Origin of the sequence: Sphingomonas sp. FARSPH, assembly GCF_003355005.1 — a bacterium.
In the GTDB taxonomy this organism is placed as follows: domain Bacteria; phylum Pseudomonadota; class Alphaproteobacteria; order Sphingomonadales; family Sphingomonadaceae; genus Sphingomonas.
This window is the reverse complement of sequence record NZ_CP029985.1, coordinates 1643403-1666903: the sequence shown is the minus strand read 5'-3', so window position 1 is coordinate 1666903 and position 23501 is coordinate 1643403. Positions and strand designations below refer to the sequence as shown.

Annotated in this window: 27 protein-coding genes and 1 tRNA gene; 4 read left to right on the top strand and 24 right to left on the bottom strand. The window is 71.2% G+C overall.

Translation table 11 applies throughout. The features are described from left to right. A tRNA-Ser gene (locus DM480_RS08175) sits at positions 1 to 90 on the bottom strand. Between the two features lie 162 nt (positions 91 to 252). Between DM480_RS08175 and DM480_RS08170 the strand changes: the two genes are divergently transcribed. After that, on the top strand, positions 253 to 1020 hold the full coding sequence (locus DM480_RS08170) for a DUF1134 domain-containing protein (RefSeq protein ID WP_115378393.1): 768 nt from the start codon (positions 253 to 255) through the stop codon (positions 1018 to 1020). An 18-nt stretch (positions 1021 to 1038) separates the two neighbouring features. On the opposite strand, the gene pyrC is transcribed toward DM480_RS08170, so the two are convergent. After that, positions 1039 to 2088, bottom strand: a complete 1050-nt coding sequence (pyrC, locus tag DM480_RS08165; protein ID WP_115378392.1) for a dihydroorotase — start codon at positions 2086 to 2088, stop codon at positions 1039 to 1041. A 77-nt stretch (positions 2089 to 2165) separates the two neighbouring features. Between pyrC and ygfZ the strand changes: the two genes are divergently transcribed. Next, entirely contained in the window at positions 2166 to 2903 is a 738-nt protein-coding gene (gene ygfZ / locus DM480_RS08160; protein ID WP_115378391.1) for a CAF17-like 4Fe-4S cluster assembly/insertion protein YgfZ, read from the top strand. Here ygfZ and DM480_RS08155 read toward each other — a convergent pair. The 6 genes from DM480_RS08155 to DM480_RS08125 form a co-directional block, all read right to left on the bottom strand. Further along, on the bottom strand, positions 2882 to 4189 hold the full coding sequence (locus DM480_RS08155; RefSeq protein WP_115378390.1) for a UDP-glucose dehydrogenase family protein: 1308 nt from the start codon (positions 4187 to 4189) through the stop codon (positions 2882 to 2884). The two genes, ygfZ and DM480_RS08155, sit on opposite strands and share 22 nt — an antisense overlap. Positions 4190 to 4502: 313 nt before the next feature. After that, entirely contained in the window at positions 4503 to 5624 is a 1122-nt protein-coding gene (locus DM480_RS08150; protein WP_115378389.1) for an OmpA family protein, read from the bottom strand. Between the two features lie 110 nt (positions 5625 to 5734). Continuing rightward, positions 5735 to 6238: a DUF2793 domain-containing protein gene (locus DM480_RS08145; RefSeq protein ID WP_115378388.1), complete on the bottom strand. Its 504-nt coding sequence runs from the start codon at positions 6236 to 6238 to the stop codon at positions 5735 to 5737. Then, complete coding sequence (locus tag DM480_RS08140; protein WP_115378387.1) at positions 6235 to 8388, bottom strand: phage tail protein; 2154 nt, start codon at positions 8386 to 8388, stop codon at positions 6235 to 6237. The genes DM480_RS08145 and DM480_RS08140 overlap by 4 nt, the downstream gene beginning before the upstream one ends. A 398-nt stretch (positions 8389 to 8786) precedes the next feature. Next, positions 8787 to 9602: a DUF2163 domain-containing protein gene (locus DM480_RS08130; RefSeq protein ID WP_115378386.1), complete on the bottom strand. Its 816-nt coding sequence runs from the start codon at positions 9600 to 9602 to the stop codon at positions 8787 to 8789. Further along, positions 9599 to 11866: a DUF2460 domain-containing protein gene (locus DM480_RS08125; RefSeq protein WP_115378385.1), complete on the bottom strand. Its 2268-nt coding sequence runs from the start codon at positions 11864 to 11866 to the stop codon at positions 9599 to 9601. The genes DM480_RS08130 and DM480_RS08125 overlap by 4 nt, the downstream gene beginning before the upstream one ends. Before the next feature lie 107 nt (positions 11867 to 11973). Between DM480_RS08125 and DM480_RS08120 the strand changes: the two genes are divergently transcribed. Continuing rightward, positions 11974 to 13026 carry a DUF6615 family protein gene (locus tag DM480_RS08120; protein ID WP_115378384.1) on the top strand — a complete coding sequence of 351 codons (1053 nt, stop codon included), beginning with the start codon at positions 11974 to 11976 and terminating at the stop codon, positions 13024 to 13026. Between the two features lies 1 nt (position 13027). On the opposite strand, the gene DM480_RS08115 is transcribed toward DM480_RS08120, so the two are convergent. The 12 genes from DM480_RS08115 to DM480_RS08060 form a co-directional block, all read right to left on the bottom strand. Continuing rightward, on the bottom strand, positions 13028 to 13573 hold the full coding sequence (locus tag DM480_RS08115) for a tail tape measure protein (protein WP_115378383.1): 546 nt from the start codon (positions 13571 to 13573) through the stop codon (positions 13028 to 13030). Beyond that, positions 13566 to 13763 (bottom strand): phage tail assembly chaperone, encoded by a 198-nt coding sequence (locus DM480_RS08110; protein ID WP_115378382.1) that lies wholly within the window; start codon positions 13761 to 13763, stop codon positions 13566 to 13568. Before DM480_RS08110 ends, DM480_RS08115 begins: the two co-directional genes overlap by 8 nt. 2 nt (positions 13764 to 13765) lie before the next feature. After that, positions 13766 to 14104 carry a gene transfer agent family protein gene (locus tag DM480_RS08105; protein ID WP_115378381.1) on the bottom strand — a complete coding sequence of 113 codons (339 nt, stop codon included), beginning with the start codon at positions 14102 to 14104 and terminating at the stop codon, positions 13766 to 13768. Then, positions 14101 to 14508: a phage major tail protein, TP901-1 family gene (locus DM480_RS08100; RefSeq protein ID WP_115381007.1), complete on the bottom strand. Its 408-nt coding sequence runs from the start codon at positions 14506 to 14508 to the stop codon at positions 14101 to 14103. The genes DM480_RS08105 and DM480_RS08100 overlap by 4 nt, the downstream gene beginning before the upstream one ends. A 54-nt stretch (positions 14509 to 14562) precedes the next feature. Further along, complete coding sequence (gene gp17, locus DM480_RS08095; protein ID WP_232834195.1) at positions 14563 to 14952, bottom strand: tail completion protein gp17; 390 nt, start codon at positions 14950 to 14952, stop codon at positions 14563 to 14565. Positions 14953 to 14957: 5 nt separating this feature from the next. Next, positions 14958 to 15479, bottom strand: a complete 522-nt coding sequence (locus DM480_RS08090; protein ID WP_115378379.1) for a hypothetical protein — start codon at positions 15477 to 15479, stop codon at positions 14958 to 14960. 68 nt (positions 15480 to 15547) lie between these two features. Beyond that, the gene (locus tag DM480_RS08085) at positions 15548 to 16558 is read right to left on the bottom strand and encodes a phage major capsid protein (RefSeq protein WP_405053250.1); all 1011 of its coding nucleotides are present in this window, start codon (positions 16556 to 16558) and stop codon (positions 15548 to 15550) included. A 16-nt stretch (positions 16559 to 16574) separates the two neighbouring features. After that, complete coding sequence (locus DM480_RS08080; protein WP_115381005.1) at positions 16575 to 16952, bottom strand: HK97 family phage prohead protease; 378 nt, start codon at positions 16950 to 16952, stop codon at positions 16575 to 16577. Then, positions 16949 to 17239, bottom strand: a complete 291-nt coding sequence (locus tag DM480_RS08075; protein ID WP_115378377.1) for a DUF6127 family protein — start codon at positions 17237 to 17239, stop codon at positions 16949 to 16951. Before DM480_RS08075 ends, DM480_RS08080 begins: the two co-directional genes overlap by 4 nt. Next, positions 17236 to 18345 (bottom strand): phage portal protein, encoded by a 1110-nt coding sequence (locus DM480_RS08070; RefSeq protein WP_115378376.1) that lies wholly within the window; start codon positions 18343 to 18345, stop codon positions 17236 to 17238. The genes DM480_RS08075 and DM480_RS08070 overlap by 4 nt, the downstream gene beginning before the upstream one ends. 85 nt (positions 18346 to 18430) lie before the next feature. Next, on the bottom strand, positions 18431 to 19792 hold the full coding sequence (locus DM480_RS08065) for a DNA-packaging protein (RefSeq protein WP_115378375.1): 1362 nt from the start codon (positions 19790 to 19792) through the stop codon (positions 18431 to 18433). Beyond that, the gene (locus tag DM480_RS08060) at positions 19792 to 20325 is read right to left on the bottom strand and encodes a hypothetical protein (RefSeq protein WP_115378374.1); all 534 of its coding nucleotides are present in this window, start codon (positions 20323 to 20325) and stop codon (positions 19792 to 19794) included. Before DM480_RS08060 ends, DM480_RS08065 begins: the two co-directional genes overlap by 1 nt. Before the next feature lie 253 nt (positions 20326 to 20578). On the opposite strand from DM480_RS08060, the gene DM480_RS08055 reads away from it, so the two are divergent. Continuing rightward, positions 20579 to 21262: a hypothetical protein gene (locus DM480_RS08055; protein WP_115378373.1), complete on the top strand. Its 684-nt coding sequence runs from the start codon at positions 20579 to 20581 to the stop codon at positions 21260 to 21262. Here the strand turns inward: DM480_RS08055 and DM480_RS08050 are convergent. The 4 genes from DM480_RS08050 to DM480_RS08035 form a co-directional block, all read right to left on the bottom strand. Continuing rightward, positions 21242 to 21562 carry a hypothetical protein gene (locus tag DM480_RS08050; protein ID WP_115378372.1) on the bottom strand — a complete coding sequence of 107 codons (321 nt, stop codon included), beginning with the start codon at positions 21560 to 21562 and terminating at the stop codon, positions 21242 to 21244. The two genes, DM480_RS08055 and DM480_RS08050, sit on opposite strands and share 21 nt — an antisense overlap. A gap of 84 nt (positions 21563 to 21646) precedes the next feature. Further along, a complete protein-coding gene (locus tag DM480_RS08045; RefSeq protein WP_115378371.1) occupies positions 21647 to 21829 on the bottom strand; it encodes a hypothetical protein in 183 nt (60 codons plus the stop codon). A gap of 113 nt (positions 21830 to 21942) precedes the next feature. After that, on the bottom strand, positions 21943 to 22905 hold the full coding sequence (gene dapF, locus DM480_RS08040; protein WP_198665921.1) for a diaminopimelate epimerase: 963 nt from the start codon (positions 22903 to 22905) through the stop codon (positions 21943 to 21945). A gap of 97 nt (positions 22906 to 23002) precedes the next feature. Next, the gene (locus tag DM480_RS08035) at positions 23003 to 23437 is read right to left on the bottom strand and encodes a DUF6456 domain-containing protein (protein WP_232834169.1); all 435 of its coding nucleotides are present in this window, start codon (positions 23435 to 23437) and stop codon (positions 23003 to 23005) included. Positions 23438 to 23501 lie beyond the last annotated feature (64 nt).

The window sequence follows — 23501 nt, the reverse complement described above, 5'->3', positions numbered from 1 at the left end:
TGGCGGAGACGGAGGGATTCGAACCCTCGGTACGGTTTCCCGTACGACGCTTTAGCAAAGCGTTGGTTTCAGCCACTCACCCACGTCTCCGGATGCGGCAGGATCGCGGCTATAGCGGCGGTATTTCGGGGGATCAACCGGGTGTTGCCGATGATCGGGCGCAAATTCGCCCCCGTCCGGCACTTCGTTCATTGCCCCGCAAGCGCGCGAGTGGTTAACCCGGCGGACGACGGGGCTGACGAGGGGCACGGAATGACGAAGCGGGTGATCGGATGCATGGCGCTGGCCGCGCTGCTGCTGGCGGGCAACGCCACCGCGCAGGTGGCGACGATCGATCCCAATCGCGCGATCGATGGCGATCTCGCGACGCGTGCGCCGCCGGCGCGCCAGGCGACGCGATCGACCCCGTCCCAGTCCCCAGCCCAGCCCCAATCCCAGCCCCAGCCTGGTTTCGATCAATCCGACCCCACGGCCGCGCCCGCCGATCCCTCGACCGCGCAGCAGCAGGCGCGGGCCGAAGCGACACAGCGCGCCGACACCACGTACGAGCGCGAAGACCTGATGGCCGCGGGCGAGGGCGTGTTCGGCAAGGGCGCGGCGGGGCTCGCCGGGCTGCTCGAAAAGGTGCTGAAGGAACAGGGCCGCCCCAACGCCTATATCGCGGGGCGCGAGGCGGCGGGCGCGTTCGTCGTCGGCCTGCGCTACGGATCGGGCATCATGTCGCACAAGGTGGAGGGGCAGATGCCCGTCTACTGGACCGGTCCCTCGGTCGGCTTCGACGTCGGCGGCGATGCGAACAAGGTGTTCGTTCTCGTCTACAACCTCTACGACAGCGAGGATCTGTTCCATCGCTTCCCCGCGGCGGAGGGGCGGTTGTATCTGGTCGGCGGGTTCGCCGCGACCTATCTGCGCCGCGGCAACGTGGTGCTGATCCCGATCCGGCTCGGCGTCGGCTATCGCGCCGGCGTCAACGTCGGCTATATGAAGTTCACGCACAAGGCGAAGTGGCTACCCTTCTGACGGGGCAGCCGGCGGCCTTCAGTCCGCCATCCGCCACGCGAGCGTCTGACCGGCGAGGAACGGCACCACCGCCGTCTCGCCCGTGCCCGTCGTCGCGGGCACGTCGACCGGCGCGCGGACCAGCGTCACCGTCCCCTCGTTGAGCGGCAGGCCGTAGAAGCGCGCGCCATGTTCCGACACGAAGCCTTCGAACCGGTCGAGCGCGCCTTCCTCGTCGAACACCTGCAGATACGCCTCGAGCGCGAACGGCGCGTTGTAGATGCCCGCGCAGCCGCAGCCCGATTCTTTCGCGCCGACGACATGCGGCGCGCTGTCGGTCCCAAGGAAGAAGCGCGCGCTGCCCGACACCGCGGCGCGGCGCACCGCGAGCCGATGCGCCTCGCGCTTGGCGACGGGCAGGCAATAAGCGTGCGGGCGCAGGCCGCCGTCGAAGATCGCGTTGCGGTTAATGATGAGATGCTGCGGCGTGATCGTCGCGGCGATCGGATGGTCGGCCTCGGCGACGAAGGCGGCGGCCTCCGCGGTGGTGATGTGCTCGAGCACGATCCGGAGCGCGGGATAGGCGGCGATCAGCGGCGTCAGCACGCGATCGAGGAACACCGCCTCGCGATCGAAGATGTCGATCGCGCGATCGGTCACCTCGCCATGGATCAGCAATGGCATGCCGATCCGCTGCATCGTCTCCAGCACGTCGCGCAGCGCGAGGATATCGGTGACGCCATGCGCCGAATTGGTCGTCGCGTGCGCGGGATAGAGCTTGCACGCCGCGAACGTGCCGTTCTCGTAGCCGCGCGCGATCTCGGCCGCATCGCTGTGATCGGTGAGATAGCAGGTCATCAGTGGGGTGAAGCCGTGGTCGGGGCCCGCGGCCGCCGTGACCGCCGTCATGATCCGCGCGCGATACGCCTGTGCCGCGGCGATGTCGGTAACCGGCGGGGTCAGATTGGGCATGATTATCGCACGCGCGAACTGGCGTGCGGTGGCGCCGGCAACCGCGCGCAGCATCGCGCCTTCGCGCAGGTGGACGTGCCAGTCGTCGGGGCGGCGGATGGTCAGGCGATCGGTCATCCCGCTCCCCTAATCGCCGCGCCGCCGATGCGCCAGCATGGGCTTGGAAACGCCGCGCCAATGCCTAGGTCGGGGTGATGACCGCCACGATGCTCGCCGACCGTTCGCTGCTCCGCCTGTCGGGGGAGGGTGTGCGCGATTTCCTGCAGGGCCTCGTCACCTGCGACCTTGCCACCCTCGCACCGGATCGGCCGATCTGGGGCGCACTGCTGACGCCGCAGGGCAAGGCGCTGTTCGATTTTCTGCTGTGGGACGATGGCGAAGCCGTGCTGGTCGATGCGGAGGCGGCGCAGCGCGACGCGCTCGCGCGGCGGCTCGCAATGTATCGGCTGCGGCGCGCGATCGCGATCGATCCCGTCGACGATCGCGCCGTCCATTGGTCGCGTGACGGGACGATCGGCGTGCCCGACCCGCGCCTGCCCGCACTCGGCCGCCGCTGGCTCGGCCCCGCCGCGCCGGCTACGGCCGACTGGCACGCGCATCGCCTGGCACTGGGCGTGACCGAGGGGGTGGCCGAACTCGGCAGTGGCGAGACACTCTGGCTCGAATGCAATGCGCGCGAGCTCAACGGCGTCAGCTTCACCAAGGGCTGCTACGTCGGGCAGGAAAACACCGCGCGCATGCATCACCGCAGCAAGGTGAACCGCCGTCTCGTCATCGCGCCGCTCGCCGCGCCGGGCGACCGGACGCGGGCGCGGTATCCCGATCTCGGCCTGATGGTCGAGCATCGCCGGGTCGATGGGCTCGGCGACGCGTTGGTCCCCGATTGGCTGGCCGCAGCGATCGCCGAGGATCAGCGCCCGACGGCGGTATAGCCGAAACCGAGCGCCTCGACCTCTTCGCGGCGGTAGATGTTGCGCAGGTCGACGAGCACCGGCGCGGCCATCGTCTGCTTCAGCCGGGTCAGGTCGAGCGCGCGGAACGCGTCCCATTCGGTGACGATCACCACCGCGTCCGCGCCGGTCGCCGCCTCGTAGGCGTCGCTGCAATAGGTCAGGTCGGGCATCATCCGCTTCGCCTGCTCGGTGCCCTCGGGGTCGAACGCGCGAACGGTCACGCCCGCGTCGGTCAGCGCCTGCGCGATCGCGATCGACGGCGCGTCGCGCATGTCGTCGGTGTTGGGCTTGAACGTCAGGCCGAGCAGCGCGACGCTCTTGCCCCGCGCGGCTTCCGCGCCGCCCAGCGCATTGAGCACCTTGCGGCCCATCGCGCGCTTGCGGCTGTCGTTCACCTTGACCACCGCCTCGACGATGTGGACGGGCGTCTCGAAATCCTCCGCGGTCTTGAGCAGCGCCAGCGTGTCCTTGGGGAAGCAGGACCCGCCATAGCCGGGGCCGGCGTGCAGAAACTTCTTGCCGATGCGGTTGTCCAGGCCGATGCCGCGGCTGACGTCCTGCACGTTCGCGCCGACCGCCTCGCACAGATCGGCGATCTCGTTGATGAAGGTGATCTTGGTCGCCAGGAAGGCGTTGGCGGCATATTTGATCAGCTCGCTGGTGCGGCGGCCGGTGAACAGGATCGGCGATTCGTTGAGATAGAGCGGGCGATAGACGCCCTGCATGACCTTGCGCGCACCGTCGTCTTCGGTGCCGATGACGATACGGTCGGGACGCTTGAAGTCGCCGATCGCCGCGCCCTCGCGCAGGAATTCGGGGTTGGAGACGACCTGGACGTCGACGTCTGGGCGCTTCTCGCGCAGGATCGCCTCGACCTTGTCGCCGGTGCCGACTGGCACGGTCGACTTGGTGACGACCACCGTCGGTCCGGTCACCGCCGCGGCGATCTCCTCGGTCGCAGCGAACACGTAGCTGAGGTCGGCATGGCCGTCACCGCGCCGCGACGGCGTGCCGACCGCGATGAAGATCGCATCGACGCCTGCGACGGACGCGGCGAGGTCGGTGGTGAAGCTCAACCGGCCCGCCGCGACGTTCTTTTCGACCAGCGCTTCGAGCCCCGGCTCGTAGATCGGCATCCGGCCGGCCTTGAGCGCGGCGATCTTGCTCTCGTCCTTGTCGACGCAGATCACGTCATGGCCGAAGTCCGAGAAACAGGCCCCCGATACCAGGCCCACATAGCCCGAGCCGATCATCGTAATGCGCATGCGTCATCCATCGCTGCTGCACGGCCCGAAAGCCGCCAAGGAACATGCGCGCTCTAGGCTGCGGCACCGGAAGCGGCAATGGGGCGATGCATGCCGAACACCGGACGCGATGGCTGCGATCGCAAGGGGGGGGCGCAGTAGCCCGTCGCAGGCGGCGTCAGCGATTCGGGGCAGACCTGGGGCCCGCGTCGCCACGGTCTGCCGATCCGCATGAAAGGCGGCCGAATCTGTAACGGCTACGCGTCACAAAGAAAAAGGGAGGCCGGCTGATGCCGACCTCCCCAATTTCCGATTACCTTGATCTGTGTAGGGCTTACTGCCCCGCACCCGGACCATAGGTGATCTCGACGCGACGGTTCTGGACCTCGCGGACGCCGTCCGCGGTCTGAACGCGCAGGTGCGTCTCGCCGAAGGCTTCCGTCGAAATCGCGCCATCCGGGATCGCATGCGAAGACAGATAAGCCTTCACCGCGTCGGCACGACGCTGCGAGAGACCCATGTTGTACTTCGCCGTACCCGACGTGTCGGTGTAACCCGCAACCATCACCTTCGCGCTGTTGCAGCTCTGATACTGCGTCACGGCGTTGTCGAGGATCGACGCCGCTTCCGGCGTGATGTCCGACTTGTCCCACTCGAAGAACACGATGAACGGTCCCGGCGAGCAGACCGGCGGCTCCGCAACCGGCGCCGGCGGCGGGGGCGGCGGGGGAGGCGGCGGCGGCGGCGGAGGCGGCGGCGGCGGCGGGGTCGGCGAACCGAAGTTGTAGGTCACGCCGCCCAGGATGCTGTGCGAGCGATAGCGACCGTCGAACGTGCGGTTGGTGACGTCGACCAGCTTGACGTTGTCGGCGTTGAAGAAGCGATACTTCAGCGTCGCGTCGATGTGGTCGGTCAGCGGGGCGCGAACGCCGGCGAGGCCCTGCCACGCGAACACGGTGTCCGAGTCGTCGAGGAAGTTGCCGCGGGTGTTCAGGCCGTACTTGGCCTTGACGCGCGCGACACCGACACCGCCGCCGACGAAGCCCTGGATGCCGTCGTCGGCACCGAAGTCGAGCAGGCCGTTCAGCATGAAGCTGAGCGCCGAGGTCGAACCGCCGGCATAGTCATACTGGCCAGCCGGCGAGTTGCCCAGACCAGCCGCCGTGTAGGTCGGGGTGGTCAGGGTCGAGCGATAGCTGTCCACCGTCGCACGACGATAGCCAACCTCGGTCTCGACGCGGAAGCCGCCGAAGTCGTAACCGACGACGCCGTCGACGTCGTAGCCATAATTGTGGTTGACGGTCGCAGCCTTCGAGGTCGCGCCGATGTCATAGTCGATATCTTCGACAATCATCGCACCGCCTTCGATACCCACGTACCACGACTTGTCGCGGGCGAGGGCCGGAGAGGCGAGAGCGGTGGATGCCAATGCCAGAACGGCAGCAAGCTTCCGCATAGAAGTCCCCTTTCTTGAGTGTCACTACGGACAGCGCAAACTCACTATCTGGAGCTTGGTTTCCACGCAAGCGCACAAAAGAACGGACCTGTGGCGCAAAAGACACAGCGTCAGGTGGCGATCAGCCCGTGCCGCCGCAGCGCCGCCAGCACGGCGCCCAGTGTCGCGCGCGCCTCGCCGTCGATGGTCGTGCCGCCCGTCGGATCGGGAATCGCCGCCGTCCTGGCACCGACGACGACGTCCCCGTTGACGATGATCCGTGCCGCCAGAATGTCACCATCGCGCCACAGTCCGCCCGAGTAAATGATTGTTCTTGCAGCGAAACTATTCCATGCGGCGAACCCTTCGCGTGGCACGACGAAGCGCCATCCCGCCCCCGTCCATCCCGCCAGGCACCCCGCGTGGCCCTGCCACGCATCGACCGGCCGATCGCCCACGATCCAGCATGCACCGCGCTGCGGATCGGCCGGCGGCACGTTGGTTCCGACGCCGACGACGGCCGCCTGCATCGTCAGATCGATCGCCGCGATCGCCTCGTTGTGGGTCAGTTCCTTGCCCGCCTGCCCGGCCGCGAGCAGCGGCAGTGCGAATCGGTCGGAAAGAAAATCGCTCATGGTTCGGCTCCATCGATGAAAAGCATGGCGGGCGCGGACGCGGCCAGCGTCCCGGCCTGCGACACCGCGATGTGCCCGCCCGGCCCGGGCCAGGCAGCCGCCGTGATGCGCAACTGCGGTGCGGTCGTCTCGATCGCCGTGGCCCGGCCATCGGCATCGACGATCCGCACGCGATACGCCTCGCGTTCCTCGGCCAGCGGCGCGTCGATCGCATCCACCCAGCCCCAGCCCGTACGGCTCCGCCGCGTCCAGCGCACCATCACGCCATCGCCGTCGCGCATCGCGGTCAGGTGGACCGGTGAAGGGGGCGCCACCGATCGCCCGTCGATGTCCACCCGCGCGCTGGCCGGCGTGTCGCCGTCGCCGCTGCTGCTCGCGATGATGCGCAGCGTCCGCCCGATCGCATCGCCCGGCAGATCGAGCGTGCGCGTGGCTGCCGGCTCGACGAGGACGAAGCGGTCGCCCGCCGCCTGTGTCCCGATTATCGCCTCCGTCCCGCGCAGCCCGCGCCGCAGCTCTTCCAGCCGCCATCGCCCCGGCGCCAGCCGCGTCGCCCGACCGAACTGGACCAGCTCGTCGCCGAGCAGCGCCAGATTGACGCCGCGCGCCAGCGCCGTCGCATCCGCATCGCCCAACGCCGATCGGTCGTGCCGCAACGCGACCTCGACGCGGCTGACCGCATCGAGCAGCCCCGGCGCCGCGCGCACCGGCGGCACCACGATCGTGCCGAGCACCGCGGGTTCCGCCGTCGCGCCGACGGGTGTCCAGCTCGCGCCGTCGTCCAGGCTGTAGAGCAGCGACGCCTGCCGCCACCCCGCACCGGTTCCGGCGGCGAAAATGGAAACCCGCGGCAGCGTCGCGGGGACGTCGCCCAGACCCGGCAGCTCGACGACCGCCAGCACCGTATGCCCGATCGTCAGGTCGGGGGCGGCAAGCACGCGCCCGCTCGTCGCCGGCCGCACCGCCGGTGCCTCGCCGACGGGCACGAGGTCGAGCGTCGTCACCAGTCCCTCGACGCTCGCGCGCATCACCCGCCACCGCGTCGGATCCTCGGCCACGCGCACGCACGCGCCCGGCGCGATCCCGATTCCTTCCAGCCCCAGCGCGACGCTGCGCCGCGTGCGCGCCGCCTCCGCGCGCGACAGCATCGCCGCCGCCACGCCCTTGGCGCTCTCCGCCGCCAGCACCGCGGGCAGGTCGATCCGGTCGCGGCGCAGCCCCGCGCCCGCGCGCGCCACGCGCTGCACCCCGATCTGGTAATCGCGCGCCGGATCGTGGTGCGCGACCGCGATCTCGCGCGGCACGCGGTCGAGCGGCGCGAGACTGCGGCGCCCGACGCCCACCGGCCGTCCCGCGGCAAAGCCCGCATCCGCGACGTCGACCGGCACGCCGCCGTCGACGCGCACGACGCCCGACCCTTCCGCACGCCAGCATCCCCCATCGATCGCGGTCAGTGTCTCCAGCGTGCCGCGCACGCTGCCGCTCGCCGCAAATCCGCCGAGCGCGACGCCGCCCGACGCGGTCGCCTCCGCACATACCGCCGCCGCGATCGCACCGCTGTCGACCGGGCCGTCGTCCGCCTCCACCTCGAAGGTCAGGGACGGGATGCGGTTGCCGAACCGCTCCAGCGGCAACCGCTCGAACACCGCATAGGCGATCCCGCGATAGGCGGGCGTTGCGCCTTCGGCCGATGCGATCAGCGGGTCGGCCCCCTGATCTTCGTCGCCCGTGTGCAGGCGAAACCCCGTCGCCACCTTCCAGTCGCCCGCCGCGCCGCGGATCAGCTGGCCCTCCGCCCAGATCCGCCCCACCGACCGGATTGGCCGTCCCGACAGCGCCACCGCGAACGAGGCCGCATAGCTATAGCGGTTGGCCCCCGCGCTCCCCTTGCCGCCGCCCGTCCGCGCGCTCGTCTCGATCAGGTCGGTCGCCCAGATCACCGTGCCCGCGACGCGGATCCGCCCGAACAGCACCGGGATCGTCGTCCCGTAGCTCGACGTCTGGATCGCCAGCTCCGACAATCGCGGCCCCTCGCTCGCGGGGGCGCGGAACAGGCGCTGGTCGATCGCCTGGCCCAGCATCGCGCCGATCGCGCCGCCGATCGGCCCGCCCACCGCCGTCCCCACCGCGGTCAGCACCAAGGTCGCCATCGTCTTCCTCCCCGTCATGCCGCCCATCGACTCGCCACGCGCCGATCCGCGGCCAGTCCCCGTCCCCCGGCCGCTCGACGACGCGCCCCAGCCCCGCATCGGCGTGGACCAGCCCGCCCTCCGTCCGCACCGCGAAATGCAGCTGCCCCGGCCCCGCCGCGAACAGAAGCACGTCGCCCGGCCGATCCCCGTCGCTGCGCGTCAGCTGCGCATCGAGGCGCGCCGCAATCACCGCCGCCGCCCCACCACGCAGGCCGTAGCCGCGCGGCGCCTCGCCCTGCCAGCCGTCCCCCCGCAACGCCGCGACCGCCACGCCCAGGCAATCCACGCCGTCGCGATCGCGCCCGTGCAGCCGGAACCGCGCGCCGACCAGCGCGCGCGCCGCCGCCGCGCCCGCCTCACCCACCCGGATAGCGGGTCAGCAGGTCGATCCCCGGCAGATGCGGCTCGCCGCGGAAATTCGCCGCATTGCCGAACCGGCCTGCGCAGGTCGCCAGACTCTTGTCGCATCCCTCGACCAGTTCGATCAGCGCCCCCGCCGCGACCGCGAACGGCGGCGCCTGCGCCAGCGTCACCGTATCGCCCCCGGAACCCGCCACCACCTGCTCGATCCCCGCATTGGCGCCGCCGAACCAGCGCGCGCGTCCTTCGGCATAGGCGCCCGCCACCGGCTCCGCGCGGTCCAGCGTCAGCACCCGCCCCGCCGCCGCCACGACGCGGACGAAGCGCCGCCGCCGGGCCAGCGCGACGCGGCACCGCGCGTCGCCCAGCGTCGCACGACATTCCGCCGACGTCTCCTCCGCCACCGGTCGCGCCAGCGCGGCGGCCGCCCCCGCCAGCTCTGCGGTAAAGCCGCCCTGCGCCAGTTCGACCCCGCCGATCGTTCCCTCGCCCAGCGCGGCGACGCGCGTGCCCTTCGCCCAATCGACCGCGAAAACGCGAACCCGCGCACCGTCCCATCGCCCCGCGATAAGGTCCGCCTCGCGAATCGCCCCGCTGGTCAGCGCCCCCGCGACGTCCATCGTGTCGGCGTCCAGCCCCGCGGACCGCACCACAGCGGACGGCGTCATCCCCGGCGCAGCGCGGTGGATCAGCCCGTCGATGACGAGGTCGCGGTCGTGCGCGGTCAGCCCGATCGCGACACCGTCGCGCCGTTCGATCCGCCAGCACAATGCAATCGTACCCAGGGCGATCGTCTCCGGGGCGCCGCTCACGGCCGCACCTCGACCAGCGGCACCGACGCCGCCTCGCCCGCCAGGAACGTCGCGCGATTGACGGTCAGCCGGTCCTCGGCAAAGCGCACCACCACGTCATAGGTGAAGCTCGCCGTCACCGCCGCGCCCGCCGCCGGCGCGCTGTCCAGCGTCACCACCCCCTCGCCGTCGACCGCGAACCCCTGCGTCGCGACGCCGTCCACCGCGACGCGGACGCTGCCCGCCACCGGCCGCACGATCCGCCGCACCGCCGCGTCGTAGCGGCGCACCAGCGCGAAGCGCCGCGTCGCACCGTCCCCGGTCCCCAGCATCTCGCCTTCGCCGCGGCTGTCGAACGGATCGCGCAGACGGAACGCGCGCGCCGGCCCCATGCGCGCGCGAAAGAACGCGAGCAGCACCGCGACATCCGCCTCCGATCGCAGGCCCGGCCCGACGTCGTAATGCGTGCGCGCCTCCGCCCAGGCGGCGTTGCGCTGCTCCGCGCCGCCCGCCGCGGTCAGGATGCTCGTCGAAAAGGTCGGCGACACCTGCGCCTCCCGCCCCAGCGCGATCGGGAACAGCACGTCGTCATAGGCCTGCATCGCATCCTCCCCCTCCTCGAACCGGACGAAGCCGTCGCGCATCACCTGCGGCAGCGCCCACAGCACCATGGACGCGACGCCGCGCGCCCGCGCCGCCTGCGCCGCCTTTTCGATCAGCGTCCATTGCGCCGCCTGCTCCGGTTTCAGCACGAAGCCTGACAGATAATGCTGGCGATCGCGCGGATAGCGCAGCCGCGCCTCCGCCGCCGCGACGCCGCGCGTCGTCGACACGCCGTCGCCCGCGGTCACCCAGTCGTAATCCTCCAGCTGCAGCACATCGAACGCGGGCCACGCCCAGCCGACCGGCATGTTCGCGCGCTTCGCCTCGGGCGCCGCCGCGTCGAACACGGTTGGCAGGAAGGTCAGCAGATGCGTGACGCAGCCCGGCGCCGCCGCCTTCGCCGCCGCGCACAGCGCCACGGTCGACGCCGCCAGGCACGCGCCCGCCCGGTCCAGCGTCGCGCGCTGCTTGCCGTCCAGCGGCGCACGCAGGCTGGGGATCGCCGCCGGCGCGAACGCCGCCACCGCCGCCGCATCGTACAGGCACGGCCGCCCGTCGGGCATCGTCCACCACCACGGCTCGCCGATCTGGAACTTCGGCGCGAGGCCCGCGGCGACCGCCAAAGCCATGAACGCCGCCGCGACCTGCCGCAGATAGCCCATCGCGCCGTCATGCGCGGGACTGAGCAGCGTCGACGGCGGCACCCAGCCGGTCAGCGCCGGCGCGCCGTCCGCCGCCCGTTGCTTCCAGTCGTTCCAGCAATGCGCGTCGAACAACTCGTAGCTCAGCGACCAGATGACGTCATAGCCCAGCGCCTTCGCCCGCGCCGCGAAATCGCGGTGCCACGCCGCGCACGGCTCGTTGAGCGCGCCGCCCGCCAGGCTGACGTAGTAACCGCCGTACAGCGCCTCGAGCCGGAAATAATGACTCATCCCGACGTAATGCGTGATCGCGCCGCGATAGCCGAGGTGCAGCGCGTTGCGCAGCAGCCGCGCCGGCGTCAGGTTGTAACTGTCGTCATAGCCGCTCGCGATCTGGAAATCCTGTTCGGGCAGCACGGCATCGCCGATCGCCAGCACCGACCCTGGGCCGTCGCACGCGATGTCGGTCAGCTCGACCCACGCGCCTTGCGCCTCAGCCAGCGGCGCGTCGACGCCGTCATAGCCCGCCGGCACCAGCGACACGAACATCCGGTCGACGTCGCCCGCCCACACCGGGTCCGCCTCGCCCGGCAGCGCGAACCCGCCGTCCAGCGCCGCGAAGTCGAGCGCGACATGCGCATCCTCCGGCGCGCCGATCGCATAATTCCATAGCCGGACGTACCAGGATCGCGGCATTCCGGCGGCGTTCCGCCCCTCGATCGTCAGCACCGGACCGTTGATCGCGTCGAGCGCGCGCACCCCCTGCGATCGCCAGCGGAAGCGCAGCCGACACCCACGAAAATCGCGCGCCGTCTCGTAGCGCAGCAACGGATGGTCCCAGCGGTCCTCCGCCTCCCAGATCAGCCCGGCCAGATCGTCGCGCTTGTAGAACACCGCATCGACGCGCAAGCCATCCGCCGCGGTCGACGTCACCGCCGCCATCATCGGCCGCGGAAAATTCACCGTCCAGAACCGCGGATCGAAGCGCGTCACTACGCCCGCCACCTGCCCGCCCCGCGCGGTGCACAGCCAATGCCCCATGGCAAGCCTCCAAGTACATTCGAAATGGATCAGGAAGTTGCGTTCATGCGCCGCCGTTAGGACACACTTACACACGGCATTTACGGTCGCACGCCACAGGCAACGGTATGAAATACGTCCCCGGCTCGCTCGTCCCCGTCTTTCCGTCGATCTGTGATCGTGCCGACCGCATGCTGGCGATGGTCGCCAACCTGCTCGACATCAAACGAAGGACGGGCCACCAATTCAGGGAGGAATCGGTAACCGACCTGCTCCTCGCGACGATCGCTCAGTTGCCGGCATGGCAGGTCGAGATCCTGCGCCCGACCGAATGGCGATACGGGTCGGATTTCGACCTGCACATCGTCGATCCGGTCACCGCCGATACGGTCCATTACCGGATTCAGGCGAAACGCCTGTCCGACCATCGCACCGACTGGCAAAAGGGCCGCTACGTCTGTCTCGACCATCACGTCGGCAAGACCAAGACGCTGCAGGCCGACATATTGTGCACCAACATTCCGCCCGGCTGCGTGCCGCTCTATGCCTTCTACAATCACGAAAGTGTCGCGACGCGGGCGGCCGATGTCGAGGGCATCGACATGGCAGACGCGCATGCGGTGCGCCTTGCGGCGCAGCGGGCGGCGGCGGGCGAGGCCGACTATCGCAAGATCGGCAAGCTCGCCCCCCTGTTCTTTCCGTTCCGCACGCTCGTCTGCCCGCCCTCCGGCGGCGCGCCGGCGCCCGTCGCGACGCCGGCGGACTCCCTCGCCGCCGTGCGAGCGGCCATTCTTGCCAGACCCGCCGCCTGGACGACCGCCCGCGACACGGACACGCAGCCGACGTTCGACGACGCCAAGCCCGCCGATGCTGAACGCGGCGAAGGCCGTGCGCGCCCGACGCCGCCACGACCCGATATCGACATCCGCGAGAATCTGCTGACCTTCTACGACGCGCGCGATCCGACCGACCAGGTCGTCGACATCGCCCGCTTCGGATTGGCGGGGGACCCGGCGGCGCCCTTTGCGCTGCTCGTGCCCGAGGACAATGCGATCCTGCGTCCGCGTGTCATCCTGCGCACGCGTCCCTTCGACGGAAAGCGCGATGCGCCGCCGCCTGCGCCGATCTTACTGGATTTCCCTCGTGTCCGGAACGCGCGTCGCGATCGCCGGATGACGTGAGTCATCCCTCCAGCGCCGCCTTCACCGCGCGCGCCACCTGTCGGCTCGACCGTTGCAGCGCGATCGGCGCCGCACCCGGATCGGCGCGCACGGTGATCGCGACGCGCACCTCGCGCGTGCCGCCGCCGCCCGATGCTTCGACCCGACCCGCGCTCGTGGGGACGAACACTTCCGGCCCCCGCTCGCCGACGACATAGGCCTGGCCGGGCGACACGGGGCCGCCCGTCGCCCGCCCCGCCAGCCCGAGCAGCCGCACCAGCGCGCTGCCCAGCGTCTGCGCCTCGCCCCCCGTCGCCGATCGCACCCCCGCCGACAGCGCGGCCCGCGCGATCTCGCTGAGCGCGGCCAGCGCGACGCCCTTCAACTGGTCGAAGCCGAATTCGCCCTGTTTCGCCGCGCGCAGCAGCGCCGTCTCGATCGACCGTCCCGCGCGCATCGCGCTGAGGCCGAGCGTCCCCTCCAGCGTCCCGCGCATCGCCTCGACGTCGCGCGCGAACGCCCCCGTGTCGAGGCGCACCCGCGTCGCCAGCGTTTCCACCTCATCCATCGGGATGTTCCTTTTGCAGATGCGCGATCAGCGCCGCATCGGGGGGCGGCGTTTCCCCCGATCCCGCCGCCGCCGCCGTCACCACCGCCGCCAGTTCGGCCGGCGTCGCGCGCCAGAAGGCGTCGGGGCTCCACCGCAGCCCCGCGCCCGCCACGCCCGCCAGCCGCGCCGCCCCCTCCCCGAACGTCACGCCTATCGCCCCGCCAAAATCTGGCTCAGCAACACGCGCAGGATCGGCGCCAGCTTCGCCAGCCCCATCGCTGCCAGCGCCTCGCCCAGCACCTCGCGCGTCACCTCGTCGGGCACCTCGCGCAGGCAATGCCAGAACAAAGTCGCGGTCTCGCCCAGCGACAGCTTCCCCGCCACCGCACGCTCGACCAGGTCGAACAGCGGCCCCAATTCGCCCTCTGCCGCGACCAGCGCCTGGAAACTCGGCCGCAGCACCAGTTCGGCGCCGTTGACGCGCACCGCCGCCTCGCCGCGCAAAGGATTGGCCGGAGGAGTGGCGGCCAGATCGGCGACCCCGCTCATGCCGCCACCACCGGCCCGGCGCTTTCCAGGCTCAGGGTATAGGATCGCTCGCCATTGAAATCGCCGGCATAATCCAGCCGCGTCACCAGGAAGCGGCCCGTCATGCTGTCGCCGCCCTCGAAGCTCAGCCGGTAATCGTCGATCGTACCCGCCAGCGCGTTGCCGCGGATGCGGCCCTCCGCCGCCGATCCGGTGAACACGCCCGCCCCCGACACGCTGACGCTGCGCACGCCCGCGCCCGACAGCAATTGGCGCCAGCCCCCTGAATCCTTGGTGGTCACCACCACCGCTTCGCCGTTGATGCTCAATTGCGTCGTGCGCAGCCCCGCGACCGTCGCGAACGCCGGGGTCACCCCGCCGTCGCCGATCTTGAGCAGGAACGCGCTGCCCCGTTCCACCGCCATGCCCATGTCTCCTCCCAGAATTTGATCCACCGCGCGGACGCGGTGCCTGCCCGATCACCCGTTCAGCCGGTACAATCGCACCGCGAACTCGCTCATCCCCGTCCATCGGCGGCCCTTGCCCGCGATCCGGCTGCGCGCCAGCCGTACGCTCGCCAGCCGCCACCCGCCGGTGCCGAGGTCGGCGGGCATCGCCTCCATCGCCGCCTCGACCCCGGCGAGCAGCCGGCGGAGCCGCTCGGGCGCCTCGCCCTCGTCCTCGCCCGCGATCACGATCGTGCCGCCGCGCCCGCTCACCCCCGCCGCATCGATCGCCGCCAGCACCGGCTCGCCGACCACCGCATAGGGGGTCGCCGCGCGCGCCGGCGGCGCATCGAACGCGCGCAAGGGCGCCAGCTGGCGCAGCACCGCCGCGCGCAATACCGCCGCCCCACCCATCCCAACCATCTCCGTCACAACCGCCCCCGCCGGAACGGCCGCCACAGCGCGGACACCGCCGCCGGCGGCATCGCCTCGCCCTCGCGATGTTCGAACAGATGCGCCGCGAGCAGCACGACGCCGCTCGCGACCGGCGGGGGCAGATCGTCCCACGCCCCCGCGCCCGCGACGTATCGCACCGTCACCCGCCCTGCCGCACCGGGCGCGAGCACGCGCACCCGGCCGATGCCGTCCGCATCGATGTCGACGGCATAGGCCGCCACCGGCAGCGCGAAGGGCGCGCCCTCCGCGGGCAGGCCCGTCGCCGCCGTGATGCTCGCGACCGGATCGTGCGCCAGCCGCTGCCACGCGGGGGCGATGCCCAGCACCTCCTCGTGCCCTCGCCTAATCCACGTCCGCGCGCAGAATTGCTCCGCCAGCGACAGCGCCGTCTCGGCGCAGCGCAGCATCACGCCTTCCGCCTCGACGCGCAGATACTGTCCCGCCGCCGCGGCCGCCGCCGCGACCGTGGCGGCGGGAAACGCCCCCTCGCCCATGCCATCCTCCCCCGTGTTGCCGCCCCATGGCGGGGCCGCCCGTCCGCCGGGCGCCCCCGCGCAGGCGATCAGGCCGCGAACTTCAGCAGCTTGATCGCCTCGCTGTCGGCGACGCAGCCGCCGATCCGCCGCGTCGCGTAGAAGCCGACGAACGGCTTGTTGCTGTAGGGATCGCGCAGGATCGCGGTCTCGCCGCGCTCCGCGATCAGATAGCCGGCGCGGAAATTGCCGAACGCGATCGACGGGCTGTTCGCCGCGATGTCGGGCATGTCCTCCGCCTCGACCACCGGATAGCCGAGCAGGCTCGCCGGCTGCCCCGCCACCAGGCTCGGCTGCCACAGCGGCGTGCCGTCGCCCGTCTTCAGCTTGCGGATGCGGGCCAGCGTCGCGGCGTTCATCACGAAGCACGCGCCCTGCCGGTACGGCGCGCGCAGCGCCTGGACCAGGTCGATCAGCCGCTCGTCCGCATTCGCGCCGAAATCGCCCGCCGTCCCCGTGCTGAGATGTTGCAGCGTGCCGATCGGCCGCACGCCGTCCTTCGCCGCGGATGTCGGCGCCTGCAGGAACCCGCGCGGCCGGTTGACGCCGTTGCCGTTGACGAACGCCGCGCCCTCCGCCTTGGCGAATTCGCGCGCGATCTCCTCGGCCAGCCACGCCTCGACGTCGAACGCCGCATCGTCCAGCATCGCCTGGCTCGCGCTCGGGTTGGCGTACAACTCGCCCATCGGCGGCGCGAGTTCCGCAAAGACCGGGGTCGCCGTCTCGGGCCGCGCCGCGGTTTCCGCCGCCCAGCCCGACGGCGTCCCGCCGGAGGTGATGAGCTTGCGATAGCCCGCCGATCCCACCTGCACCACGTTGGCGATGCCACGGATCGGTGAGATGCTCTTCATCACCGCGGCGATGTCGCGGTCGATCTCGCGCGGCACCGCATAGCCGCCGGCATCGCCGCTGACCCCGGTGAACGCCTTCATCTCGATCGTCGCGCCGGTCCGCACGAACCCCGCGAACGCCCCGTTCTCTTCCACCCGCGCGCCATCCAGCGCCGGCCTGTCGACCACGTCCATGCCTTTTCTCCTCATTGAAACTCGTGTCGCGTCAGCCGACGCGATCGATCCGGGCGAGCGGCTGCATCGGCACCGCGACCAGGCTCACCTCGGCCAGCGCGACGCGCAGCAATTCGCGCCGCGCGCCCTGGCGCACCGCCAGCGGACGGTATCCCACCGACAGCGCGGGCAGCGCGCCGCAGCGGACCAGCCGCGCGGCTTCCGCCTCCGCGATCTCGCCCGCGACGCGCAGCCCGCGCGCATCCTCGCCGATCGCGACGATCCGCCCCACCGGCGCGCCGCGATGATCGCGCAGCAGCGGCACGTCGGCGCCCCCGCCCGCGCCTACCCCCGCAAACGCCCCGGCGCGGATCACGTCGCCCGCCCGGTCGACGCGGTCGAACACCGCGGCATAGCCTGCAAAGCTCAGCGGACCCACGCGCCGAACCCCAGCTTCACCGCCAGCCCGGTCAGCAGCAGCGCCGCGAACCAGCCCGCCGCCGCCTTCCACGCCGACGTCTTCGCCGCGCGCCACGCGCCGATCAGCTCGCGCAGTTCGGCCAGGTCGCCGCGCGCCGCCTCGTCCGCGAGGCCCAGCCGGGTCAGCGCGCGCGTCGCGCCCAGCTCGCCGGCCTCCTCGACGATCGCGCGCAGCGTCGGCAGGTCCGCGCCGCCGCGCACGCCCGCCGCGATCAGTTGCGCCAGCACATCGCTCATCGCCCCGCCTCCCCGAACCCCAGTTTCGCGCGCTTCTCGTCGACGGACAGGAAATCCGCCGCGCCGACGCTCGCCCACAATTGCGCGCGATCCTCCGCCAGCGCGGGCACGCGATCGAGATCGACCGACAGCGCCGCGTCGGCGAACCATCCCACCAGCCCCTGCGCGATGCCCGTCAGCACCGTGTCCGCCAGCGGCAGCACGGTCAGCCGCCAAAGCGCGCGGTTCGCCTCGCGATAATTGGCATAGGTCGCATCGCCGGGCAGGCCGAGCAGCATCGGCGGCACCCCGAACGCCAGCGCGATCTCGCGCGCCGCCGCCGCCTTCAGCCCGACGAAATCCATGTCCGCCGGGCTCAGCGACAGCGCCTGCCACCTGAGCCCCCCTTCCAGCAGCATCGGCCGCCCGGCGTTGCCCGCACCCGCGAACCCCGCCTCCATCTCCGCCTTCAGCCGGTCGAACTGGTCCGCCGACAGCGCCGATCCGTCGCCGGGATCGTAGACCAGCGCGCCGGACGGCCGCGCCGCATTGTCGAGCAGCGCCTTGTTCCACCGCGCCGCCGCATTGTGGATCGCGATCGGCCCGGCCGCGACCGCCAGGCACCCCATGCCATAATGGTCGTCGAGCGGGTTGAAGCTCCTGATATGGACGATGTCGGGCCGCGGTCCGTCCGCCGCCAACCGCGTCACCCGCTCGCCGACGCGATAGCGATAGGCGGCGGGCCAGCCGCCCGCATCAACCTCCACCGACACGCGCTCGGGCCGCAGCGCGTACAGCGCCGCCGCGCCGCCATCGCCGTCGCGCAGCACCTGGATATAGGCGTTGCCGTGCAGCAGCAGCTGCGCCGCCGCCGTCTCCAGCAGCATCTGCCCGCCGTCGCGCGCACCGACCAAGGCGGCGATCGCCGGGTCCGACGCCGCGATGGGCGCTCCCGCCACCCCTTCCGCGACCAGCTTGACCGCGCGCTGCGCGATCGGATTGCCCGCATAGCCCTCGCGCAATTGCGCTTCGTAGGATCGCGGCCACGTCCCCGCCTCCGCCAACCCGCCGGCACGCGCCAGCGCTGGCCGCGCCCCGTCGCGCGGCCGCTTCCCGAACAATCGCATCTGATCTCTCCCGGATCTCAAAGCGCCGGCATGCGCCCGGCCGCCGTTTCGCCCGCCGCAGCCGCCAACAAGTCGCGCCGCGCAACTACACCCGGCGCACGCCCGCCCGCCCGCGCCGCGCCAGCATCAGCTCGGTCACTGCCCATACCAGGGCATCGGCGCGATCCGGCGAACGCTCCGGCCCTTGGTATCCGCCGCCCGCGACCAGCCCGCACAATTCGTCGTCCAGCGCCGGAAACCGCCCGGCATGCCGGATGCGCCCGCGTTCGTAGAGCGCCGCCACCGGCTCGGCGCGCGCCACCTTGCCGCGGCTCGCACGCACCAGCGTCACCGGCAGGCTCACCTCCGCCGCCAACAGCACGGACCGCACCATCGCCCCGCCCTGGTTCGCCTCCGCCACCACCCGGTCCGCGCGATGCCGGTCGGCGCAGGCGGCGACCGCGCGCGCCCAGGTTTCGGGCGATCCGCCCGCGACGCTCGCATCCTCCAGCACGTGGCCGATGCCGTCGCCGTCGATCCCGACCGCGACGATCCCGCACGCATCGCCGCCCGCGCCGCCGTCGCCCGCCGGCGGGTCGACGCCGATCACCACGCGCACCGGTTCGGCGACCCTATCCGTCGTCGCCGCCGCCAGCATCGCGCGCGTCCACAGCGCGCCCGCGATATCCTCGATCATCTCGCCGTCCAGCTCCTGCCGGCCGAGCGCGGTGCCGCCGTAGGCATCCTCCATCTGGTCGATGAAGCCGCGCGGCAAATGCGCATTGTCGCGCGTCCGTCCCCGCGTCTCGACCAGCCCGCGCATGCCCATCACCCGCTTCATCAGCGCGGTCGGCCGCGGCGTCGTCGTCACCACGACGCGCGGATGCGGTCCGCGCCGCATCCCCATCATCAGATTGTCCCACGCCGCCTCGCCGCGCCGCCATTTCGCCAGCTCGTCGCACCACGCCGCGTCATGCTCGGGCCCGCGCAACTGGTCGGGCATGTCGGCCGAATAGACGAAGGCGACCGCGCCATTCGGCCAGCGCACCTCGCCGCGGTGCATCACATAATGCGGGATCTGGCCGAACCGGGCGACCGCGCGCAGCCCGCTCGGTCCCTCGATCATCACCCGGCGCACGTCGTCCATCGTCGCGCCGACCAGCGCGATCCGCGCATGCTTGTCGCCATCCGCAACCGCGGTGACCCATTCCGCCCCGGCGCGCGTCTTGCCGAAACCGCGACCCGCGCGGATCAGCCACACGCGCCACGCCTCGCCCGTCGGTGGCTCCTGCCCCGCCTGCGCCCAGCCGCCGACCCAGCGCTGCACCAGCTCGCGCTGCTGCCGCTTCTTCAGGCTGCGCACCAGCGCCCGCCGTTCCGCCTCGGACAAGGCCGCCAGCGCGGCCATGATGTCGACCGGCGGCGCTGCGCCGCGGCGATCGGCGCCCGGCCTGCTCCGCGCCGCCATCACGCCGTCTCCTGCCGCGCCCGCGCCGCCGCCAGCGCCGCGAGTTTCTTCAGGATCGCCGCATCCGTCTCCTCGCGCGTCGCCACCGACGGAGGCCTGCCGGGCGTCCTGCCCGTGCCGGCGCGTTGCGTCCGATGCAGCGTCAGCAGCTTGATGCCGCCGTCCCAGTCGACCGGGCCCACGCAGGCCGGATCGTCCGGCGCGATCGTCCCCGCGCCGCCGCCGTTCAGCACATGCCCCAGCAACCGCGTCTCGAGCAGCTGGTATCCCGCCTCCAGCGCTTCGGCCCAGGCGGCGGCGAACGCCGCATTGGTCCGACGCCGGCGATGGACCTGGGACGGCGTCACCCCGATGGCGCGTGCCGATGCCGCGACGTTGCAGCTGCCGGCGAGGTGGCCAAAGAAATCGTCGGTCATCCGCCGATTCCAGCGCACCCAGCCCCCAGCCGGGCGGATGATCGCGACCGCGCCGCTCCCGCCGCCATTGTCCGCATGCTCCTCCGCCCACTGAGACGCCCGATATGGCTCGTCCATGACATATCCCCCCGCTCGCGCCGGAATGCGAAACGGGCCGCGACGCCGGGGCTGCCCCCTTGCACCGCGGCCCGTGCCGCACTTCCTCAATGTTCCTGTTTTGTGCCATAAGAGCGTGACGATGTCAAGCGCTTTTATCCTATTTGGATAATCGGATCACTTCGGTTGCGAATGTCGACGAAGTTTTTGATAACGTTTCCACCACGCATTATGCCGGCGACATTTGCCGCCCGGAAAGTTGCTGTCCTTCCCCATGCTGTTCCCGCCCTCCGCTGTCGGCCACCTGCTCGTCGATGACCGCTTCGTCGTGCGCTTTGTCGATGTGCGCGTTCCCGACGTGCTGCTGCACGACAAGGACACGCTGCTCGGGCGGGTCATCACCGATTTTCTCGATCCGTCGCTACGGTCCGACCTCGTGCGTCTGCTCGATCTGGTATTTGGCGACGGCGATCTACGCGACATCCAGCTGCGCTGGCATCGTCCCGAAGGTGTGCCGCTCGTCACCGAGACGACGCTGTCGCTTTATACGGATGCGGATATCCGGCGCGTGGTGATGGCCTGCTGGCGTCCGCCGCTCGACACGCCGGTCGCGATCAACTGGCGCCGCGCGCAGATGCTGCTCGGCGCGCTGCGCAAGGGGCGCGTCGGCTTCGGCGACCAGATCATCGGCTCGGCTTCGGCCGAAATGCTGCTCGTCCTCTATCTCGACGAGGTGCAGGGCAAGGTGAGCGTCGCCGGCGCAGTGGTTGGACAAGCCGGGACGACCTGGACGACCGGCCGGCGCTGGATCGCGATCCTCGTCCAGTCCGGCGTGATCGAGGTCGACGGCTCCGCCGACACGATCGGCGAGCTGACTGTCTTGCGCCTCACCGCGGCGGGAGAGCGCAAGGTCGTCGAACTGCTGGACGGCTTCACCTCACCGCCGGTCGGCGGCTGATCCTCCCGGCAGCCATCGCCGCAGCGCGCCGGTCAGCCGCCCCGCCAGCCCCGCCTTGTGCGCCAGGCCGTATGACGCATCCGGCGAACGTTCGGCCATGTGAACCGCATCGGTCGCCTTGCCCGCCCCGTCATAGGGGTATGGCACATGCGACAGGTCGATCATCAGCCCGGTGACATCGCGGTCCAGGCTGTCATGATTGTCGGCATCGAAGGTCGCCCGCAACGCACGGCCGACCGGGTACAGCCGCCCATCCTGCGCCGCGCGCAGCGCCTCCTCGTCTTGGCCCGTCTCGTTCATGGGACATCCCTGCGTCACCGCAAGGACCAACGAACGTCTTCATCAAGGGTTCATACGCGCGCGCCATGCAGGGCGCGCTTCGGGTCAGGCGGCGATATCCCCGTCTTCGTTCGCCGGCGGGCTATCGTCCTCGCCCCCGTAGCAGCGATCGAGATAATGGTTGGCGATGATATAGTGCGCGCGCACCGCCATCGGATGCACCGCGCGCTGCGCCAGCTCCAGTTCGGTCTCGGCGCGATCGTAGAAGTAACTGATGTCGTCCCGCATGGTCGTTTTCGCTGTTGGTCGGCGATGGCCCGCCCGATTGCGCCGTGTCGGCGGCGGCGGCCATCACATGTGTTGGGGTGATAAGCGGCGGCCCTGCGGCCGGGCGTGGGCCGTTATCGGTTGACCCCATCGGCGATTTTCGCCCAGGCGGCGATCTCGTCATCAAAGTGGCGGTGGACGTCGAGGTTCCCCGCCACCGCGGCGGCGAGGTCGACGTCGACCGACCCCGCCCATTCCCACGTGGCATTGCCCGACAGCTGCACCATCGCATCGCGCCCGACGCGGGCGCGCACCAGCCCGCCCTTGTTGAACACGGTGATCGGCGCATCATAGGCCAGCCGCCCGGTCAGGCAGGCGGCAAAGCTCGACGCCGCCATCGCACTGCCGCAACTGTCGGTCAGCCCGACGCCGCGCTCGAACGTCCGCACGAACAGCGCTTGTCCGTCGATATCGGTCCCGCGGACCTCGACGAACGACACATTCGCCCGGTTGGGCAACCAGTCGGGCGCCGCCTCGCATGCGGTGCCGATGGCGACCAGTTCGCCCTCGTCGATCGTCTCGACGAACGTCACCAGATGCGGGTTGGGCATGCTCACCGCGGTGAAGCGGCGCGCGCTGCCCAGCGGCGCCACCGGCGCATCGACGATCCGGTCGCTCGCGACGCCGTGCAGCGGCCAGTCCGCGACCGCCAGACCCGCGGGACCCGCCGTCTCGCGGATCGTGACGATGCCCGGCGCCAGTGCCGCGTCGCGCTCGACCGTCGCGCGCGACGTCTTCAGCGACACCGTCGCGCGGTCGCATCGCAGCGCCTCGAACCCCATCCGCGCCGTGCAGCGCAGGCCATTGAGGCACGTCTCCGCCTCGCTGCCGTCGGCGTTGAACATGCGCATCGCGAAATCCGCCCCGTCGCGCCCCTTGTCGAGCAACAGCAGCCCATCGCCGCCCACCGGCCCGCGCCGGTCTGCCAGCGCGCGCGCGATGATCGCCCAGGCCGCATCGTCCAGCGCGATATCGCGCGCGTCGATCAGGGGGAAATCGTTGCCGGACCCATGGCACTTCACGAACTCGAAACGCACGACGCACACTTCCCATTGGGCAGCTCGCGCCGCCGACCCTCTCCTCCGAATCCAGCGCTGAACGCGTCGGCCGAAGCGCCGTTCCTCTACACGCAAATCACGGCAACCGGTAATGGCCCGCCAGCCGGTCGAGCGCGAGCGTCAGCACGATCCGGCCTGCGCGCACCGGCCAGCCCAGCGCCTTTTCCGCGGTCGGCAACGGCTCGCCCGCGCAGATCACGCGCCACGCGACGTCGGACAGGCCCGGCCCGAGCGCCGCGACCGCCGCGTCGAACCGCCGCTTCGCCGCCAGCTGCGCGGTCGCCGGATCGCCGCCGTCACCGCCGTCCACGCGCACCCGATCCCACGCCATCGTCACGCGCGGCGCCATCTGCGCGCGCTCGTAATCGCCGCGCAGCCGCTCGCCCGCCTCGCACTGGCGCGCGTCGACCAGCCCGCGTGCGCGCAGCCACCCCAGCGGCGATTCCGCCACGTTCACGCTCACCCGCCGCCCCGACGCCAGCCGCCGTTCGCGCACGTCCCGCTCCATCATCGCTCTCCCGCTAACCCGATTCGCACGGAGCACTTGCCATGCGAGTCGGTTTGTAGGAAAGCTG

Coding starts and splice junctions, on each gene's coding strand:
- DM480_RS08070 (WP_115378376.1), bottom strand. CDS start 18,345: ATGCGATTGTTCGGGAAGCGGCCGCGCGACGGGGCGCGGCCAGCGCTG.
- DM480_RS08125 (WP_115378385.1), bottom strand. CDS start 11,866: ATGGGGCATTGGCTGTGCACCGCGCGGGGCGGGCAGGTGGCGGGCGTA.
- DM480_RS08060 (WP_115378374.1), bottom strand. CDS start 20,325: ATGGACGAGCCATATCGGGCGTCTCAGTGGGCGGAGGAGCATGCGGAC.
- DM480_RS08120 (WP_115378384.1), top strand. CDS start 11,974: ATGAAATACGTCCCCGGCTCGCTCGTCCCCGTCTTTCCGTCGATCTGT.
- DM480_RS08170 (WP_115378393.1), top strand. CDS start 253: ATGACGAAGCGGGTGATCGGATGCATGGCGCTGGCCGCGCTGCTGCTG.
- DM480_RS08050 (WP_115378372.1), bottom strand. CDS start 21,562: ATGAACGAGACGGGCCAAGACGAGGAGGCGCTGCGCGCGGCGCAGGAT.
- DM480_RS08100 (WP_115381007.1), bottom strand. CDS start 14,508: ATGGCGGTGGAACGGGGCAGCGCGTTCCTGCTCAAGATCGGCGACGGC.
- DM480_RS08075 (WP_115378377.1), bottom strand. CDS start 17,239: ATGAGCGATGTGCTGGCGCAACTGATCGCGGCGGGCGTGCGCGGCGGC.
- DM480_RS08045 (WP_115378371.1), bottom strand. CDS start 21,829: ATGCGGGACGACATCAGTTACTTCTACGATCGCGCCGAGACCGAACTG.
- ygfZ (WP_115378391.1), top strand. CDS start 2,166: ATGACCGCCACGATGCTCGCCGACCGTTCGCTGCTCCGCCTGTCGGGG.
- DM480_RS08090 (WP_115378379.1), bottom strand. CDS start 15,479: ATGGGCGAGGGGGCGTTTCCCGCCGCCACGGTCGCGGCGGCGGCCGCG.
- DM480_RS08055 (WP_115378373.1), top strand. CDS start 20,579: ATGCTGTTCCCGCCCTCCGCTGTCGGCCACCTGCTCGTCGATGACCGC.
- DM480_RS08035 (WP_232834169.1), bottom strand. CDS start 23,437: ATGATGGAGCGGGACGTGCGCGAACGGCGGCTGGCGTCGGGGCGGCGG.
- DM480_RS08150 (WP_115378389.1), bottom strand. CDS start 5,624: ATGCGGAAGCTTGCTGCCGTTCTGGCATTGGCATCCACCGCTCTCGCC.
- pyrC (WP_115378392.1), bottom strand. CDS start 2,088: ATGACCGATCGCCTGACCATCCGCCGCCCCGACGACTGGCACGTCCAC.
- DM480_RS08140 (WP_115378387.1), bottom strand. CDS start 8,388: ATGGCGACCTTGGTGCTGACCGCGGTGGGGACGGCGGTGGGCGGGCCG.
- DM480_RS08085 (WP_405053250.1), bottom strand. CDS start 16,558: ATGAGGAGAAAAGGCATGGACGTGGTCGACAGGCCGGCGCTGGATGGC.
- DM480_RS08065 (WP_115378375.1), bottom strand. CDS start 19,792: ATGGCGGCGCGGAGCAGGCCGGGCGCCGATCGCCGCGGCGCAGCGCCG.
- DM480_RS08105 (WP_115378381.1), bottom strand. CDS start 14,104: ATGAGCGGGGTCGCCGATCTGGCCGCCACTCCTCCGGCCAATCCTTTG.
- gp17 (WP_232834195.1), bottom strand. CDS start 14,952: ATGGTTGGGATGGGTGGGGCGGCGGTATTGCGCGCGGCGGTGCTGCGC.
- DM480_RS08115 (WP_115378383.1), bottom strand. CDS start 13,573: ATGGATGAGGTGGAAACGCTGGCGACGCGGGTGCGCCTCGACACGGGG.
- DM480_RS08155 (WP_115378390.1), bottom strand. CDS start 4,189: ATGCGCATTACGATGATCGGCTCGGGCTATGTGGGCCTGGTATCGGGG.
- DM480_RS08145 (WP_115378388.1), bottom strand. CDS start 6,238: ATGAGCGATTTTCTTTCCGACCGATTCGCACTGCCGCTGCTCGCGGCC.